The 16,370-nt window shown below is 55.9% G+C and carries 12 protein-coding genes; 3 read left to right on the plus strand and 9 right to left on the minus strand.

Annotation, left to right across the window (positions count from 1 at the left end):
- The first annotated feature begins 148 nt into the window (after nucleotides 1-148).
- The gene (locus G6R38_RS03515; RefSeq protein ID WP_166820276.1) at nucleotides 149-1,675 is read left to right on the plus strand and encodes a transglutaminase-like domain-containing protein; all 1,527 of its coding nucleotides are present in this window, start codon (nucleotides 149-151) and stop codon (nucleotides 1,673-1,675) included.
- Nucleotides 1,672-2,025, plus strand: a complete 354-nt coding sequence (locus G6R38_RS03520) for a hydrogenase maturation nickel metallochaperone HypA (protein ID WP_166820277.1) — start codon at nucleotides 1,672-1,674, stop codon at nucleotides 2,023-2,025. Before G6R38_RS03515 ends, G6R38_RS03520 begins: the two co-directional genes overlap by 4 nt.
- A gap of 8 nt (nucleotides 2,026-2,033) precedes the next feature.
- Here the strand turns inward: G6R38_RS03520 and holB are convergent, their stop codons facing one another.
- The 8 genes from holB to G6R38_RS03560 all read right to left on the minus strand — a co-directional run bounded on the left by holB (nucleotide 2,034) and on the right by G6R38_RS03560 (nucleotide 12,479).
- On the minus strand, nucleotides 2,034-3,116 hold the full coding sequence (gene holB / locus G6R38_RS03525; protein ID WP_166820278.1) for a DNA polymerase III subunit delta': 1,083 nt from the start codon (nucleotides 3,114-3,116) through the stop codon (nucleotides 2,034-2,036).
- A 12-nt stretch (nucleotides 3,117-3,128) separates the two neighbouring features.
- Nucleotides 3,129-3,404: a biotin/lipoyl-containing protein gene (locus tag G6R38_RS03530; protein WP_166820279.1), complete on the minus strand. Its 276-nt coding sequence runs from the start codon at nucleotides 3,402-3,404 to the stop codon at nucleotides 3,129-3,131.
- Nucleotides 3,401-4,342 carry a lipoyl synthase gene (gene lipA, locus G6R38_RS03535; RefSeq protein WP_390881371.1) on the minus strand — a complete coding sequence of 314 codons (942 nt, stop codon included), beginning with the start codon at nucleotides 4,340-4,342 and terminating at the stop codon, nucleotides 3,401-3,403. Before lipA ends, G6R38_RS03530 begins: the two co-directional genes overlap by 4 nt.
- A 141-nt stretch (nucleotides 4,343-4,483) precedes the next feature.
- On the minus strand, nucleotides 4,484-5,227 hold the full coding sequence (lipB, locus tag G6R38_RS03540) for a lipoyl(octanoyl) transferase LipB (protein WP_166820281.1): 744 nt from the start codon (nucleotides 5,225-5,227) through the stop codon (nucleotides 4,484-4,486).
- Between the two features lie 211 nt (nucleotides 5,228-5,438).
- Entirely contained in the window at nucleotides 5,439-7,892 is a 2,454-nt protein-coding gene (locus G6R38_RS03545; RefSeq protein WP_166820282.1) for a DUF4159 domain-containing protein, read from the minus strand.
- 92 nt (nucleotides 7,893-7,984) lie between these two features.
- Nucleotides 7,985-9,679 (minus strand): hybrid sensor histidine kinase/response regulator, encoded by a 1,695-nt coding sequence (locus tag G6R38_RS03550; protein WP_166820283.1) that lies wholly within the window; start codon nucleotides 9,677-9,679, stop codon nucleotides 7,985-7,987.
- Between the two features lie 152 nt (nucleotides 9,680-9,831).
- Nucleotides 9,832-10,941 (minus strand): pyridoxal phosphate-dependent aminotransferase, encoded by a 1,110-nt coding sequence (locus G6R38_RS03555; protein WP_166820284.1) that lies wholly within the window; start codon nucleotides 10,939-10,941, stop codon nucleotides 9,832-9,834.
- Between the two features lie 146 nt (nucleotides 10,942-11,087).
- Nucleotides 11,088-12,479 (minus strand): phosphohexomutase domain-containing protein, encoded by a 1,392-nt coding sequence (locus G6R38_RS03560; protein WP_166820285.1) that lies wholly within the window; start codon nucleotides 12,477-12,479, stop codon nucleotides 11,088-11,090.
- A 72-nt stretch (nucleotides 12,480-12,551) separates the two neighbouring features.
- On the opposite strand from G6R38_RS03560, the gene holA reads away from it, so the two are divergent.
- Nucleotides 12,552-13,583, plus strand: a complete 1,032-nt coding sequence (gene holA / locus G6R38_RS03565) for a DNA polymerase III subunit delta (RefSeq protein WP_166820286.1) — start codon at nucleotides 12,552-12,554, stop codon at nucleotides 13,581-13,583.
- Nucleotides 13,584-13,606: 23 nt separating this feature from the next.
- Here holA and G6R38_RS03570 read toward each other — a convergent pair whose 3' ends face one another.
- The gene (locus G6R38_RS03570) at nucleotides 13,607-16,324 is read right to left on the minus strand and encodes a prenyltransferase/squalene oxidase repeat-containing protein (protein WP_166820287.1); all 2,718 of its coding nucleotides are present in this window, start codon (nucleotides 16,322-16,324) and stop codon (nucleotides 13,607-13,609) included.
- Nucleotides 16,325-16,370: the final 46 nt, after the last annotated feature.

The raw sequence follows: 16,370 nt of genomic DNA on the forward strand, positions 1-16,370 counted from the left end.
CTTTTTAAAACGTCACGTTCACATCAGAATACCCAGATTTGTTGTCGACGAGAAGTCGGTGGACCGGTCAACCGGGGCAATTTATGATCGTTGGTAGCCGTGATGCGATGTCGCGGGAACTCAGGTCACTTATCGACGGATGGAATCGATGACAAAGCGTTCGCTCGCGGTCGGAGCCGTGCTGGTTGTTTTCTGCGTGTCGCTGGGCGTGGGCATTTGGTTGCTCGCAAGCCCCGCGAACGACAACACCACAAGTCCCACCCAAACGGGCACCGAAGCTGCCGATCGGTGGGGAGTGATCTACGTCGGTCGGCAGCGTGTCGGGTATGTGCACGAGACCACGACGCCACTCCCTGACGAAGACCAGAATTTGCTGCGAACCACTCAGGAAACTCATCTTAACTTTCAACGGTTCGGCCAGCCCACGGTCATCCAAACCCACTTAAAAACTCTGGAGACTACCGCTGGTGATCTCGTTTCGTTTTCCTTCGAAACCCGAAATCCCCCAGCAACTGTGACTCGCGTATCTGGCCTGGTCGAAGGTGCGAAACTCCATCTGACAACCGAAACCGCAGGAAAGACCGAATCGAATACGATTCCCTGGAATCGCGAGACCAAATCGCCGTCGTGGTTCGAACGCAATTTCGAAGCCGATCCGTTAGCCGAACAGGAAATCCGCACGTTCCGTGTCTACGTTCCCGAACTCAACCAAGTTGCGACGGTCGAAATCGCAGCCGACGATATGGAAACCGAACGGATGCTCGATGGTCAAAGGAAGCGATTACTCAAAGCGACCGTCGAGCGTTCCACAGACCCATTTCCGATTGACGTCTGGCTCACGGAATCCGGTGAAGCACTCAAGACATCGCTACCAATTTTCGGCAAGGAATTGACGACATACCGCGTCAGCCAAGAAGAAGCACTTCGCAAAATTGCCGGTGAGGAATTGGACTTGTCGATGGACACAATGGTGTCCGTCAAACCGATCCCAAACGCCCATCGGACTCGAAAAATCGTTTATCGAATTTTCGTTCCGGGAGCCGACATCAAATCGACGATCCCGAGCGAACCTTACCAGACGGTCGACCGATCCGATGAATCGACGGCGGAAGTCGTTGTCACTGCCGTCGATCCGCAAGGAACCGGAAAGACATCCGAGGTTGATTCCGTCTACCTGCAGGCCACGCGGTTCCTGCAGACTGGCGATCCGAACGTGCAAGCTCTGTCGGCCCAGGTTCCTGAAACGATCACCGAGCCAGCGGAGGTGGCCATTCGACTGGAGAAAATTGTTCACGAAACTCTCACCAACAAAAACTTCTCGACGGCGTTGGCATCCGCGGCGGAAGTGGCGGCCTCGCGGGAAGGCGACTGCACCGAACACGCGGTCTTGCTGGCCGCACTTCTGCGAGTGAAGAAAATTCCGTCGCGAATTGCTGTCGGCTTGGTTTACGTGGACTCGTTGAATGGCTTCGGCGGACACATGTGGACGGAAGCGTTTCTGGGGGGGCAATGGGTGCCGTTAGATGCCACGTTGGGGCAGGGGGGAATCGGTGCCGCTCACATCAAATTAGCCGAGTCGAGCTTTGCCGACGATGCCCCGGCACCGGTGACGACATTTCTTCCGCTGATGAATATCCTCGGCCAAATCGAAATTGAGGTGTTGGAAGTCGAATGAGCGAAGAACCGCAAAAATCCTCATTTGACGATCGCACTTTCGGCTTGATGTCGTTGGGCATGGCCCTTTGCACGGCGATGGCGGTCGGCTTGGTTGCTCTCGGTGCACGACCGGTCTGGTTGGTGGTGATTCCCATGGCGATCTTCGGCGCAGTCGTCGGATTGACGCTCGAATTCTGTTGGCCCGCTATTCCGGATGTGCAAAAGGAACCCGAGCAAACGCTGCCTGCAAAACCACCTGGCACCGTATCTCAACTTGAGTGCCGGGATTGCGGAGAGGCGTTCAAACTCGATCCCCAACGTTGTCCAATGTGCGGGGGACACACAACCGACGTCCTCACAGAACGGTGATGACCGCATCAGACCATTTGGCGTCGAATCTGGCTAAGCGTTTCGAAAAGCGTTTCCAACACCATCTTGGGTGGATTGTTTCGAGCTAACTGGCGTTCCGCCTTGATCGCGTGTTCGAGCATCCCCATGAGCGTCTCCCATGCCCGAGCAGAATCGGCACTCCACACGGACGCGAACTGCTTCACCTGCGGAACAACCATGCTCGACGAATCCGATCCTTCCGCAAGAACCTGCAACGTCCGCCGGTAGAATTCGATGACAAACCGCACTAACCAAATTGCGTTCTGCCGCTGAGAAGCCGTATCGGTTCCCATTTGCTCGATACCGTCGGCGATCATTTGCTTCGACAATGCCAACGGGTTGTCGTTATCGCGGGCTAGGGCGGTGTAGAGTTTGCTTCGCAGCTCCCGCAATTCGGGATCAAGCAATTGCAGCGATATTGTCAAACTTCCTTCACTCAAAGCCGCGACCGCAGCAGCTTCGTCTTCATCTTCAAGTTTGCCCGTTTCGATCAACAAGGACGCGATCTCACTCGGCGGCAGCGGGGCGAAACGAACCGGCTGGCATCGCGAACGAATCGTTGGTAACAACGCGGATTCGTTCGATGTGATCAAGAACAACGTGGCATAGGCGGGGGGTTCTTCCAAGGTTTTCAGGAACGCGTTGGCCGCCTCGGCGTTCATTTGCTGAACATCGTCAATAACTGCCACCCGACGTTCAGCCATCATCGGTCGCAAAGAAATATCGTAGCAGAGTCCCTCTCGCCCCCGACGCTCCTTGGAACCTGCGACGGCTTCAATCGGAAAAACGGTTTTCCCTTCCGGCGGAGCGGCGGTGAGTAAATCCGGGTGTGAATCGATCATCATCTGACGGCAAGAGGAGCATTCGCCGCAGGCTTCCAAATCCTCATCGGGAATTCGTGCACACAGCAGACATTGAGCCAGCTTATGTGCAAACAAACGTTTTCCCACACCGTCCGGACCGACGAACAGATACGCAGACGCCAACCGTTTCCGACGAAGCGAACGCCGAAACAGATCGATCTGAGACTGATGACCGCGAACGGAATTCCACACGGAGGAGCTTGGCATCTGGGCACTCAATCAAGAAAGTTCCGGCCCAGTCCCCGGACTGATGAAGCCCAAACAATCGCCTCGAAACACGGATGCGCCTTGGGAACGCTCTTGCTGCAAGAACGTTCCCGACGCACTAGCCGAGACGTAAAACACAATTCCAGGGAGGACAACCTCCGCGAGCCGATCGCCTTCCTCGACCGCATCACCTGGCTCGACGAGCCAGTTGCATACGTTCGCGGGGCGGTCGTCTTGCCCCAAATCCGGCACGCACACGGGGATCGGAGATTTCCCGGCGGGATTCATGCGTCACTTTCCGTCGGTGTCGCGTTCTGTTCCAGGACCGACGCCATTTCGCCAGCGTGGTAGCTCGACCGCACAAACGGACCACTCGCAACGAGCGAGAAGCCCATCTCGCGAACGCGATCACCGATTTCGTCGAATTCTTCCGGTGGAACGTATCGCTCGACGGGCAAGTGTTCTGGCCCCGGTTGCAGATACTGCCCAAGGGTGATCATATCGCAGCCGACTTTCCGCAGGTCCGCACACACGTCGAGCACTTCATCCATCGTTTCGCCTAATCCCAGCATCAGCCCACTCTTGGTGATCATGCTCGGGGCTTTTTCCTTGACTCGGGCGAGCAAATTCAACGTGCGATCGTATTTGGCGTTTCGACGAACACGATGATACAGTCGTGGTACCGTCTCGGTATTGTGGTTGAAGACATCCGGACGCGATTCAATCACTCGATCGATCGCGGCATTCTTGCCGAGAAAGTCCGGCGTGAGAACCTCGATAGCGGCTCCGGTGCGTTCGCGAACCGCGATCACACACTCGTAGAAGTGCTCCGCTCCACCGTCGGGCAGGTCGTCACGCGTGACCGAAGTGATCACGACGTGCTTCAACCCCAACCGCGCTGCCGCTTCCGCGACGCGTTCGGGTTCGTCCAATTCCAGTTGCTCGGTCTTGCCTTTTGGAACGGAGCAGAAACCGCAAGGCCGTGTGCACACGTTACCGAGAATCATGAACGTTGCCGTCGAATGCGACCAACACTCCGTGCGGTTCGGACAGCGAGCGCTCTCACACACGGTGTTCAAACGCAGGTCTGCGATGGTTCCGCTGGTGTACGCCATACCGGGTTCCGGCAAAGGACGTTTCAACCATTTCGGTAACCGACGCCGTGGCTTCTCCGAAGCCGAGTCAATCGCGGGCGGGGCGGACGGCAAGATGTTCAATTCATTCAACACGGTAGGACGGTCTCGTTCGAAAGAGTGTTCTAACAGGCTTCGCTTGCTTCGTGACATTGTAGACGCCCGAACCGCAAACGTCACCGGCACAGAGTGCAGATCGAGGGAAATTTCGATTCCCACCGTGTCACACCCCGTTCAAGCTCGCATCGCGACGGTTTGATAGGTGCGTTTCAACATCGGATGACTGGTATACAGGTTCGTGTGGTCGTAGTTGAACCGAGTCGCCACATGGCGAACGACGGATTCACGGACTTGGGACATCTCGGTCACGCGAGTCCGTTGAGCCGCCAATGTTGTCGGCCGAGTCGCCAAACTGTTGGAGCCCACTAATTTCAGCCAGTTTAGATCCAGATTGACGTTCAAGTACAAGCCGTGGCACGTTACCCAACGTTTCACTGCAATACCGGTGTGGGCCACTTGACCATGGTGGCAAAACACGCCCGGTTTGTCTGCCTGACGCTCCGCGGGCACCATCAATTCCTCACAGACATCGACTACGGCGTCTTCCAGTCGCTCACGGAATTCCATGACTGAGACATCCATCCGGCTTAACGGCAAGACGGGATAAATCGCTAGTTGCCCCGGCATATGCATAAATGTCCCGCCGCCACGTCCCAGACGCCGCACCGGAACTCGCCGGGCTTGAAGCTCACGATCTTCGGCCTGAATATGCCCACGACTGCCCTCCCGACCAATTGTGATCAGCGGTGGGTGTTCACAGAGTAGCAGTGCGCCTTGCTGGTCCGATCGCCCGGTCAACTCGTACACCAAACGTTCCTGCAACGCCAAAGCGGCGTCGAAGTCGACGATGCCAAGCAGATGCACCTGCAACGCGGCACCTCGTCGGTTTGCTGACGAATTTGAGTCTTCCGTGCTCATCGGTTCCATCCTTTTGGGGGATATCAAAAGTTCGATTGTGTTGACACAAAACGGAGAGAGGGTGCCTCCGTTAGGTACGGTCAACGCACCGTCATCGACCACGGAATGTCCGCGTCAATAACGTGTCAATTACACTATCGAATACACGTCGGCATCGATTTGTCAAATCTTTTTTTGAACCACGCTCGTCGAACGATCCCGTTCAACCGATTTATTTGTCGCCAGAAATGCTCGTTGGATCTTGGAGAAGTGCGTGCATGACGACGTTAATGCCGATTCTTAACGCATCCTCCGGAATATACCCAGGACACGCGACCGTCACTTGCCGTTGTAGTGCACAGCTGATGTCGTATTTGCTGTAGATCACCGCCAACCGACCATCCACCACAACACCTTCTAAAAACGGCTCCACGGGTTCAATGGCGACGTTCACGGGGCGATCCGCGCGAGGCAAACCGGGTACGCGACGGCGAACACGGCGGATGTCGTAGAAGGTTTTCTCCGTGAAAAGTTCATGGCTAATCGGGATGCGTTTCATGGACTCTTTGGGAAAGAGTTCCTTCACCAACTCTCGGAAACTGGCGTCGAAGGCGTCCGAACCACAACACGAATCGGCAAACAAGACGCCTCCACGTTGAAGATGTTCCCTCAGTTGCGTGATTTCCGCCTCGCTGAAGTTGAATCCATTCCGACCATGCATGTACACCAATGGATATTTGAAGAGATTACCGTTCGCCGGTTCGATGGGGCGTGTTTTCGTGGTGGCCGCTTGACCGACAACTCGGTTCAACCCCATCAACAGGTTCCGTAACGCCTGCGGTGCGACATCCCAACCGCCACCGTGTTTTAGCTTTGCTATTTGAAGCAATCCCCGTTCGATTTTGTCTTGTTGACCATCGGCGAGGTCGTCAGTGTCGGCTTCCAACTTGTTCGGTGGTTCCCGACCGGTCGCGTATGCCACGATATTTACGCCCATTTGAAACGCTTGGTCAATCTTTCGGGACAGTTTCTTACTGCGACCTTGCGGTTCCACTCGGGACATTTTGTCCCACAGACACGATAAGTCCGTTCGGGAAAAGACGATCGGCGTGCGACAGCCCAGATCGGCCCCAAAGAGTTCAAAGTCTCCCGGTTTGATGAGAAACTCGCTCCGCCAAATCAGATGATCTTCCGTCAGCGGTTCGAGTGAGGCGTCCCCCATGGGGTACATCTTGGCAACCAGATCACGGAAGGAATCTTCAAACGCGTTGTCGCTGTTCTCCGGGCAATTCGCGACGCCTAGAATGAACCCGCCTTGGTCAACATATGTTCGAAGCAATGCCGCTTCTGCTTCCGTAAACTCGTGTGATTCCTCCGCGCTGAGATACAGAACCGGAGCCTGACGAACAGAAGCCACCGAATTGTTGGCCACGGCTTGGTTCAAGTTCAGCACTTGCCATGTGAGCAATTTCGGCCACATCGGACGGCCGGCAATTTGTTCGGTCAGGTGACGGATATCCCAGCGATGCCGAGTCCAATTCTTCGATTGCACCGCCTGTAATCCGTTGGCTTCACCAAACATGCCTTTCTGAATCAGGACGGGAGCCAATCCTTTCGAGAGGAACAACAATGCGAGACTCGTCCCAATAACCGGCTTCTTTTCCATCTTGCCGAAACCGACCCATTGGCCGTTCGATCGGCGTTGGGTCCCCACCAGATACTTCGCACCGCGACGGTACCAATCGTGCTGACCGAAGAACCTCCGGGCGCTGAGCCGTCCGGCACGTTCGAGACCGTAGAGATAGTACAGCACATGCTCACCGCTCGCGACTGGGCCGGGATTGCGACCGACCGTAAAGTGCCTCGCTAACCATTCGACAGCCTTTTCCAGACTTTCGTCTTCTGGCAACGCACCGCAGCAGATCGGTTCACCGTCGGGCGTTTCGTCTTGCTTCGGATCACGCAGCATTGCATTCGTGATCGCCAACGACGCAATCCCAGCAACCGTCATGCTGCCGGTACTCGGTTGTCGCTGACCAGCGTTGTTCACATAGTCCCAACCGCCATCGAGGTTCTGCGAATCGATCCAGTGCTGACGTGCACGTTCGATGGCAGTCCGATCGACTTCCAATCCCGCCTCGCTCGCCGCATGGAGTCCGAGAATTGCGTACTGAGCGTTACTCCGGTCGCCCGTCCAACCCGCCGCGAACTTCCCGGAAACAGTATACCCCCACGACCCGCGATTCGTGCCATCACGGGTTTGCGACCTCTCCAACTTGGCGACGAGCTTTTCCATCCGAAGCACATCGCGACCGCCGTCGCGAGCCGCCGACAATGCCATCAACATCAACGAAATGTCGTACGTGAAATCGGGGTCCGGTTCGCGAATGTTTCGCAAATACGTCAAGCCTTTGGCAATCTCTGGATCGTCGGCAGTCATACCGGAATTGATCAAGGCCAAGAGAACTAAACTCGTGACACCGATTTCGTACTGCTGACTGCCATCGACTCGCCAAGCCCCGTCGTTGGCTTGTTGACTAAGCAGGAAGCGGCGGCCGCGTTCGATGGAAGTTAGGACTTGCTGAGCTGAGAGTTCGTCATCCTGGGCAATGGCAGCCGCACCGTATGGCCCAACCATTACCGAACTCAGAACAAGACCAACCAGCCAACGTGGAATCTGGCTCATTCGTTCCACCTTCGTTTGGGCTTGTGATTCCGTTCAAGAAATTTCGCCACGTTTGACATGCGAAGGAAACCGTGACGACAGACCATTCGATTTTAGTCTGGTCGATCAGCCGATGCGACCGCCGATTCCACTTCCGTCAGCAATTGATCCAAGCGGAAGGGCTTATAAAGGACCGACCGCAATCCTTCTTGACGGGCCTTCACAATCGAGTGCGTCGGGTCGTAACCGAAGCCCGTCATCAGAATCACGGTTAAATCGGGACGAAGTTCTTTGATCTGATGAAAGCAATCGTAGCCGGTCATGTCCGGCAATCGAATGTCCGCGATGACGGCATCGTAGTCAAATCGGCGAACCATTAAGAAAGCTTCGTCGCCGTGATGGGCCGTTTCCACTTCACATCCATATCGCCCCAACAACTCATGGGCGGCGCGGCGGACGGATTCATCACTATCGACAACCAGCAGGCGTTTCCCCTTAAGTTTCGCACGCTCGGGACGGGGTTGCAGCAGGGGGTTGCTCACTTGCGGAGCAATCGCCTCGCCAACGCGTTGAATCAGTTGTTTAATTTGCCGAGTGTGATCAAGAATTCGCAGCAACCGATCCGAAACGTTCGGCTCATGACCAATGTAACGCTCCAAGACCCAAGCGGCGTCGTTCAGGATTTCGTCGACCGGATGAGCCACCTCCTGCAACATCCGTTCGGTGCTACGATTCGCGGTGGTGACCTTTTCCGCCAACAGCAGTTCCAGCGTGTTCAACGCCATTGCCACTTCGCGACTGAACAATTCCAGAAACTGCAAATCGTTCTCGGAAAATGCCCCGGGTTTGGGACTCTCGACATTGAAGGTGCCGAGAATGGTATCGTGGAGAATCAACGGAACTGTCAGCGAACTACGAGCCCCGGGTGCCCCGGGCAGATACAGTGGGTCGCTGTTGGTGTCTTCGCAGAGATAGCTCTTGCCGGTCGCTGCGACAAAACCAGTCACCCCGTTGTTCTGCGCGTCCGCCGTTAGCGTTCGTGCGGTGGCATCGTTTTGCATCCCGACGGCCAACAACGGATCCAACTGTTGCGTGCGTTTGTCGAGCAGGCGAATCTCAACGGTTTCGAATTCCAACAAATCCTGCGTATAGTGCAGAATCTTGGCTTTAAGCAATTCAATCCGCTCTTCGACAGACATATCCAGAATGTCTTGCGGAGCGAGGTCTCCCAGTTCCAAGCCAGCCTGATAAATCGCGTTGAGTTTCTGCCGTTGGAGAATCTCCACCGAAACGTCCCGCACGATCACCACGAGGTACCCCGGTAGATCGTTATCGCCATCGAACACCGGTTTCGCATGGACTTCGAAGTACAATTTTTCGCCGACTCTCAACGTACTTCGGGCGGATTCTCCAGAGCCGATCGCGGTATGGAACGGGCAAAAATCCGGTCCGAGAATCTCAGGCGAGCCGAACGCATCGTAGAACTTCAAACCAGACAAGTCGTCCTGACGACTCGCCAGAGTTTGCATTCGACGGTTCGACCACAGGATATGCAATTCCAAGTCGAGCAGTACGACGCCGTCGGGAACTTCGTCCAAGATGCCGCCGAGTTGTAGCATCCCGCCCGTAACGGGAACGCCATCACCAAGCAGCAGCACACAATCCACCGATTCCGTGTGCAGACACTTTAAACCATCTTTGAGGTTTGAACGGAAGATGAGTTCGTTGTCGGCTTGAAGACGGTCAATCCACTGCTCCGTCTGCGAGTCGGTCTGACCGACAACTAATATGCGGTTCGATTGGTCCATCGGACCCACGATTTCCCCTAACGATGGTTCCGAAGAAATAGCCGACACAGATAAATCATGATTGGGAATTATACGAGCGACTGTTGCGTTGACAAGCCACAAGCCGCTGCAACACAAGTGACACTCATTCCGGAGAGATGACCGTTAGCGAACTACCGTTTTGCGATTCTGTTGAGAATATCAACGCCTCGGTGCAAAACCTCGTCGTCTGCGGCGTAAGAAATTCGAAAATGCGTATCTTGTGAACTAAATACATTACCCGGAATAATCAACAGGTTATTCCGAATTGCTTCTTGCACGAATTCTGTTCCTGTGCCCCAGGGTGCTTTGACGAACAAGTAGAACGCTCCGTCTCCGCCGTGAATCTCGAAGTTTTCACTCAGTGAATCACGGACGAAATCGCGTTTTCCTCGATATTCCTCAACGAAGTGAGAAATATCGGTATCCCAAGCGGCGACGCCAGCCCATTGGATCGGATGAGGAGCACATACGAACGTGAACTGCTGCAATTTGATCATTTGTTCGATGATGTGCTTCGGACCGTGACAATATCCTAAGCGGTGACCCGTCATTGAATGTGACTTGCTGAATCCGTCAATGACGATGGTTTGATCGTTCCATTTCGCAGGGCTGACGAAGTCACCGTCGTAGCAGAACGAGCGATAGATCTCATCGCTGATCAGTGCTACATCGCGGTCGCGAGCCAGTTCCGCGAGCGCTTGCATTTCCTCGACACTGGCCACGTGACCCGTTGGGTTACAGGGGCTGTTACAGAGGATCACTTTCGTACGATCGGTCAGTGCGTCGGCCACACGGTTCACGTCCAAGCGGAAATCGGGATATGTGCTCACTTCCACGATTTTGCCGCCCACAAGTGACGTGAGATGCTTATACATCACGAACCACGGATCGAAGACGATCACTTCGTCGTCAGGTCCGACCAACGTCGAAAGTGCCAGCATCAACCCGCCGCTCGTGCCGCTGGTGACAAACGCCTGACGATCGGTGTGGCCGTAGGCTTCGTCGATTTCGCCTTGAATCTTCGCCAACAACGGCTTGATGCCTTGGCTCTGACTGTAGGCGTTCTTGCCGGAATCGACGGCGTCCTTCAACGCCTGTTTGATCGGTTCCGGCGTATCAAAGTGTGGTTGTCCGATAGACAAGTTCACCGGGTTCGTCATATTCGCCGCTAAATCGAACACCTTCCGAATTCCGGAGGCATCGATCTTGTGCATCCGATCCGTGATCCAATGCTGACTCATAAGAAAGCTCTTGCATAATTCTTCGTGGGGAAACGTCTCGTCTGATCATCTCGAAAACCGCTCCCCGTTGCCAGTCCGATTGCCAACCGTTGTTCTCACTCGGAATAGCACACGACGCTAGACCGAACACTTCTTTGTTCGCAGCTCTACGCTTTCAAGGTCCCGGTCATTTCAACAAGCCGAGATAGTGACATTTGATGACGGCTCAGCACGGTCAAGACATGAGCCAAGACGCCGATGGCATCGCACGTCGGCGAAGGGTTGGCGATCCAAACCCGACCGCTTTCCCCACCACCGAGGACGGCATTGTGATCTCGCATTGCCTGCGCCATTTCCGCGTGACTTCCGCCACCTCTCACCCAAGAAATCCCCTGGCGGATCAACTGCGGTTCGACTTCCGTCGGCGTGTGTGGCTCCAGCACAACGGGACGGCGAGGAACCTCGGTTTGCAGAGACTCCACGAGCAACGGCAGCAGAGTCCAAGCCGAAAGCAATTCGCCACCTTCGGTGATGAATGAACACCGTCCGCCATCATCGTCGATGAGAATTCCCAAGTCAGCTTGCGACTCGTGAACCGCTTCGGCCACGCGAGCCACATCGGAGTCCGTAATCTCGTTCACGTCCCGCACACGACGGGGAATATTGACCGAGACGAATCGGTAGGATCGCTCATCAAAAATCGAGGCAAGAGTTCGCATCATCATCGGAACGGAACAACCGACCACAACGGTGAACGGAGCCAACACCGGAAAAAGATTCGAAAGCCCCGTGGTGTATTCGTCCGAGATCCGACACGCCGACTGCACGCCTGCATTCCGAGTCGGGCGGTGATAGGGGTCGCGGACCGCATGCTCGATGTCGGCCAACGTGATCGACTCCCAATCCGACCGTGATCGGGAAATCGGTGTCCCGTCGGTACCGACGAAGTCCATGCCAATTCGGGACGGATCACACCCCGCACCGGTGACCAGCAAACCGCCAACCGCGTTGAACTGTTCGACCGCAAATTGCAATGCTGGTTTGGCCGTCAAACCGATATCGAGCACATCGCAACTCATCCGACGGAGTCCCTGAACGGCTCCGCTGAAGATATCCGGAGCGGACGGGCGATCGTCATAACCAACCACAATCGAAGGGTTCACCGACCGGTTGGAATTCGCCCCGTCAGCCGCTGACTCGACCATGCGTCCAACCAACGGACTTCGTGACCACAACACACTTGCAAACGCCGCCGCAATCAACTCCGCTTGCCGACGAGTGAGTTCATTCAAATACACCCCTCGCACGCCCTCGTCGTTGAACAAGTCACAGGGGACGGCTCGACGTTCAGTCTGCTGCAATCGGTCAATAGTGTCTTGAGGCAGATGCCCGGTTTCGGAGCGGAAGGGGCAATCGCGGCAAGCGGGATAAAACGCCGCCATCCGTGCCAAATGAACCGATCGCGAAATCGTGTGCGTTTCGCCCGGACAGATGTAAGTTGTTTCGTTCGGCGGGTCGAACGGCATGCGTTCCCGTTCGTGAAATTGGCGGTATTGCAAGTTTGAGATCGATGACGGACAATCAGCGAACTCTACGTCCAATTCGTCAGTTTCGTCAAGAACGATTGATCGATGCCCACCACCGCGTCCGCGTTCCTGAAATCTCCAACAGACAACGTCGGTCCCGTTGTGGCCGCCTTTGGAGCGGAACGCTTTCTGCAACACGCCGTCGTCAAGGAACTCATTACGCAGATTCTCGGTGAGGATGCGGATGATGAAATGGGCCTGACGCGGTTCGACGGCAAAGACGCCGAGTTTCAAACCGTCTCCGACGAACTTCGCACGCTTTCCATGTTCGGCGATCGACGAATTGTCATCGTCGACGGTGCCGATGATTTCGTGACTAAACATCGGTCAAATCTCGAACGGTATGTCGGTTCGCCGGCAAAGAAATCGGTGCTGGTGTTGGTCGTCAAGAAGTGGCCCAAGACGACGAAACTCTACAAAGCCGTCGAGAAGCAGGGCACGAACATCGGTTGCGAAGCCCCGAAGGAAAGCGATCTACCGCGATGGTTGGGGTCGCTATGTGAACTTCGCTACGAGAAGAAACTTCCCGCTTCCTCGGCGATGGTTTTGCTCGAACTGGCGGGTACGAACTTGAGTCAGTTGGACATGGAGTTGGCCAAGCTCAGCAACTACGTCGGCGATCGGGCCGAGATTTCTCGTGAAGACGTGACCGCACTCGTGGGTGGCTGGCGAGCGGAAACCACCTGGGAACTGATCGACGATGTCCTCGCTGGGAATGCCGACGGTGCATTGACGAGCCTCGATAAATTGCTCGCCGCCCGAGAGGCCCCACTTCGAATTCTCGGCGGATTGACGTTCAAATTTCGCCAGTTCGCCATCGCCACGGAGATGTCGAGGCAGGGCAGTTCGCTCGGTTCAGCGTTGCAATCGGCGGGCATCTGGCGGAATCAAATTGCGGATGCGGAACGGTATCTTCGCCGGATCGGACGTCCACGTGCGGAAAAGATCCAAACGTGGCTGCTCCAAACTCGCGATCGGCTCGCAGGTGGTGCGGGAAACATCAACCCAACGCAAGCCCGCATTGAACTCGAACAATTGCTGATTCGATTGGCCGGTCTGGAACCGACCCATCGTTAGACATCGTGATGCGAATCAGGTCGTCATTCGGAAGGCAATGGCAGCGGAACTGGTTCCGGGCGTGATTTGTAAAGCGGCATGAAGCGGTACGTTCCCTCGAGACAGAGAATCGACATCGAGGTCGAGTACACGCGACCGCCGTATCCGCCCCAGCGTCCACGCGGGTCCCAACTGCCGAGAAATTCGTCATCTTCCCGCTGATCGACAACCAACATATCCCGCAGGGGGCTGTACCACTTTTGAAACGGCACGCCGCCATATTGAAACATCGCCAGTGTGCCGTAATACCAGTAGTACACGTCGTATTCTGTGCGGGCTGGTCGATGCTTCGTCAGGTACTCGACAGCTTCCTCGCTAGCGGGATTGTCCCGCAACATGCCCAGCATTTGTTTGCAGAACAGTGCTTCGGCGGTCATCGTTGGCGTCGGGGCTTCCTGACCGGCAATCTGAACGTGATACGCCGCCAACCCTTTGTTTTCCCCTAAGCTGCGATCATTGAGAAATTTGATCATCAAATCCTTGGACCGCGACGGCACTTCAATCCCAGCAAGTTCCGCACTCTTGAGAGCCATCAAGTTCCAACCGAAGATGCTCATGTCACTCGTTTGCCCCTTCTGATACCGCCAACCGCCATCCCGATCGTTTTGTTGATTCAAGATGTAGTCAACGGCCTTTTGGAGCGGCAAACGAAGCGGACTCGGTTGCGACGGTGATTTTCGCATCCCGTACGCTTCTGCCATCGCGTAGGTCGCCATTGCATGGCTATACATTCGAGCGTAATGGGTGGCGTCGGCACCGAGAAATCCATCCTCTTGCTGATTCTCAATCAGCCAACGCAAAGCCGACGCGACTTCTTCTTGGTACTGTCCACGCTCGTGCGTGTAGTTCGCACCGAGGAACGCCAGAATTGCCAACGCTGTCACGCCGGATTCCGCCCGCGAGCCGGGAATGCCATCCTTGATCGGTGCGCCACGAGTGTCCAACCCGCTGGCACCAATGACGACATTTCCGCCGCCAAAATCGCTGGCAATCCACGCACCTGCTTCGGATTGATTTGCAGCCAACCACTCCAACCCGCGTTCCACCGCTTGTTCGGATTCGGCCGTTCCACCATAACTCAGCACAGCTTTTTCCCGTGCCTCAGCATTTCGGAACTGGTACAAAGGCGGCAAACCCGCGCGACGAATCGGATCGAAATCGCCACCGCGTGCCAGTTTTGGCATGTCCGGTTTCGGCGATGTTGGCAGCGTCGGTGCCCGACTTGGGGCAGTCGGCGTGGGAAGCTTCGGGGTGTCGCTACGTCGGTAGCGTTGGATGGGCTCATCCAATTTCGTCATTCGCTCGGGACGAGTTCTCAGCGGTGTTCGGACCGTTTCTGGCTTGGTGTCCGCACCACGCGGTTGCAACGGAGCCAACGGAACTTCTGTCGAGACGCCAGGCGTGTCGAGTTTCGCCACGGCCCGATCGGGTTTCTTGAGAAACTCTCGTGGATCGTCCACTGTTTTTTGTCGGGTAATCTGAGCCTGGGGATCGAAATTTCGCGGCTGTGACGACACAACTTCGCGACGGGGTTGAGGCGTGACTTTCGTACCGACTTCCATCTCTCGATCTGGTGTCGACCGTGTCGGCTGCGGGATCGGACGGACCGCATTTGGAATCGTAATTTGCTCGGGATTGGTCAACGGAATCGCGGCCGTGGCTTTCGCGACGGCACGTTCCAAATCATCTCGAAACGCCTTTGGCACATCCGCCGGCATTGCGGGGATTGCCCCGGCATCAGTGACGAGTGGCGTTTCCTGTGGTCGCGCCGTTCCCGTCCGATCCGGCAGTGATGTCTCAATTCCGCGGCGGTCTTCTGGAATCGCTCGACTCACCACCGGCCGTTGGTTCGGCGAATTCGCAGATTCGATTGGAGCGAGTGGCGTCAACGTCGTGTCGGCCGGGCTGGTTAATTTCGCCATCGATTCGCTCGGAGGCCGCGCTGTCTCCGGATCGGTCTGCAACTCCTCGGGGAGAACATTCAAGTCGGAAACAGTCGGTGAATCGACACTGTTGTTCTGACTCGCAATGCGGGCGTTCTCCAGTTGAGCCGGTGTCCGGTTGGGCACGGCTCGGGGAATCGACGGAGTCGGTGGATTCGGCTGCGGACCGAGCGGAAGTTGGTCTGGCTGGGCCAAATTCGTAGGTGCGACGCTGGCATGCATCTCTGCTTCCGACCGTTCCGCGTCGGGTCGATCGGCTTGCGAATCGGGAAGGGTGTCCAAGTCGGGAGCGGTCTGCGTGGATTCGACCTCCACTTGCTCACGATCCGGTTGATCGATCGCGAACGGATCCGACGCCGAATGATCGACACGACTCAATTCACTGTCGGCCGGTGTCGGCAGATCATTCCAAAACGCATCGGAGCCGACTTGCGGGGCATCGTAGGCTTCTTCAGACAGGATCGTCAGTTCGAGCGTTTCGTTTTCCTGCGGTTCGGCGGGTTCATCGTCTCGACTGCTCGCAATCGAGGGTGCTACCGCAACCCAACTGAGAGTCGAAAAAACGTGCAGCATCGTCGAAAAAACCAGGGCTTTGATCAACGCATGACGCTCTCCCCAGCGTGTCGTCAACAACGCCAGCAGGTACAGAACCGACATTGCCAAGCCGATCCACAACCCCTGCGTGACCGCGGCCCGTTCGACTCCCATCGAGAGCGACAGCCAGTCGACGAGGTCGAGTCCCTCGGCATTCAACGGCATGGCTGGATTCCTTTCTGCGCTCTCACAACAGCGAACAACAGTCTGA

The sequence above is a fragment of the Thalassoroseus pseudoceratinae genome, assembly GCF_011634775.1.
In the GTDB taxonomy this organism is placed as follows: domain Bacteria; phylum Planctomycetota; class Planctomycetia; order Planctomycetales; family Planctomycetaceae; genus Thalassoroseus; species Thalassoroseus pseudoceratinae.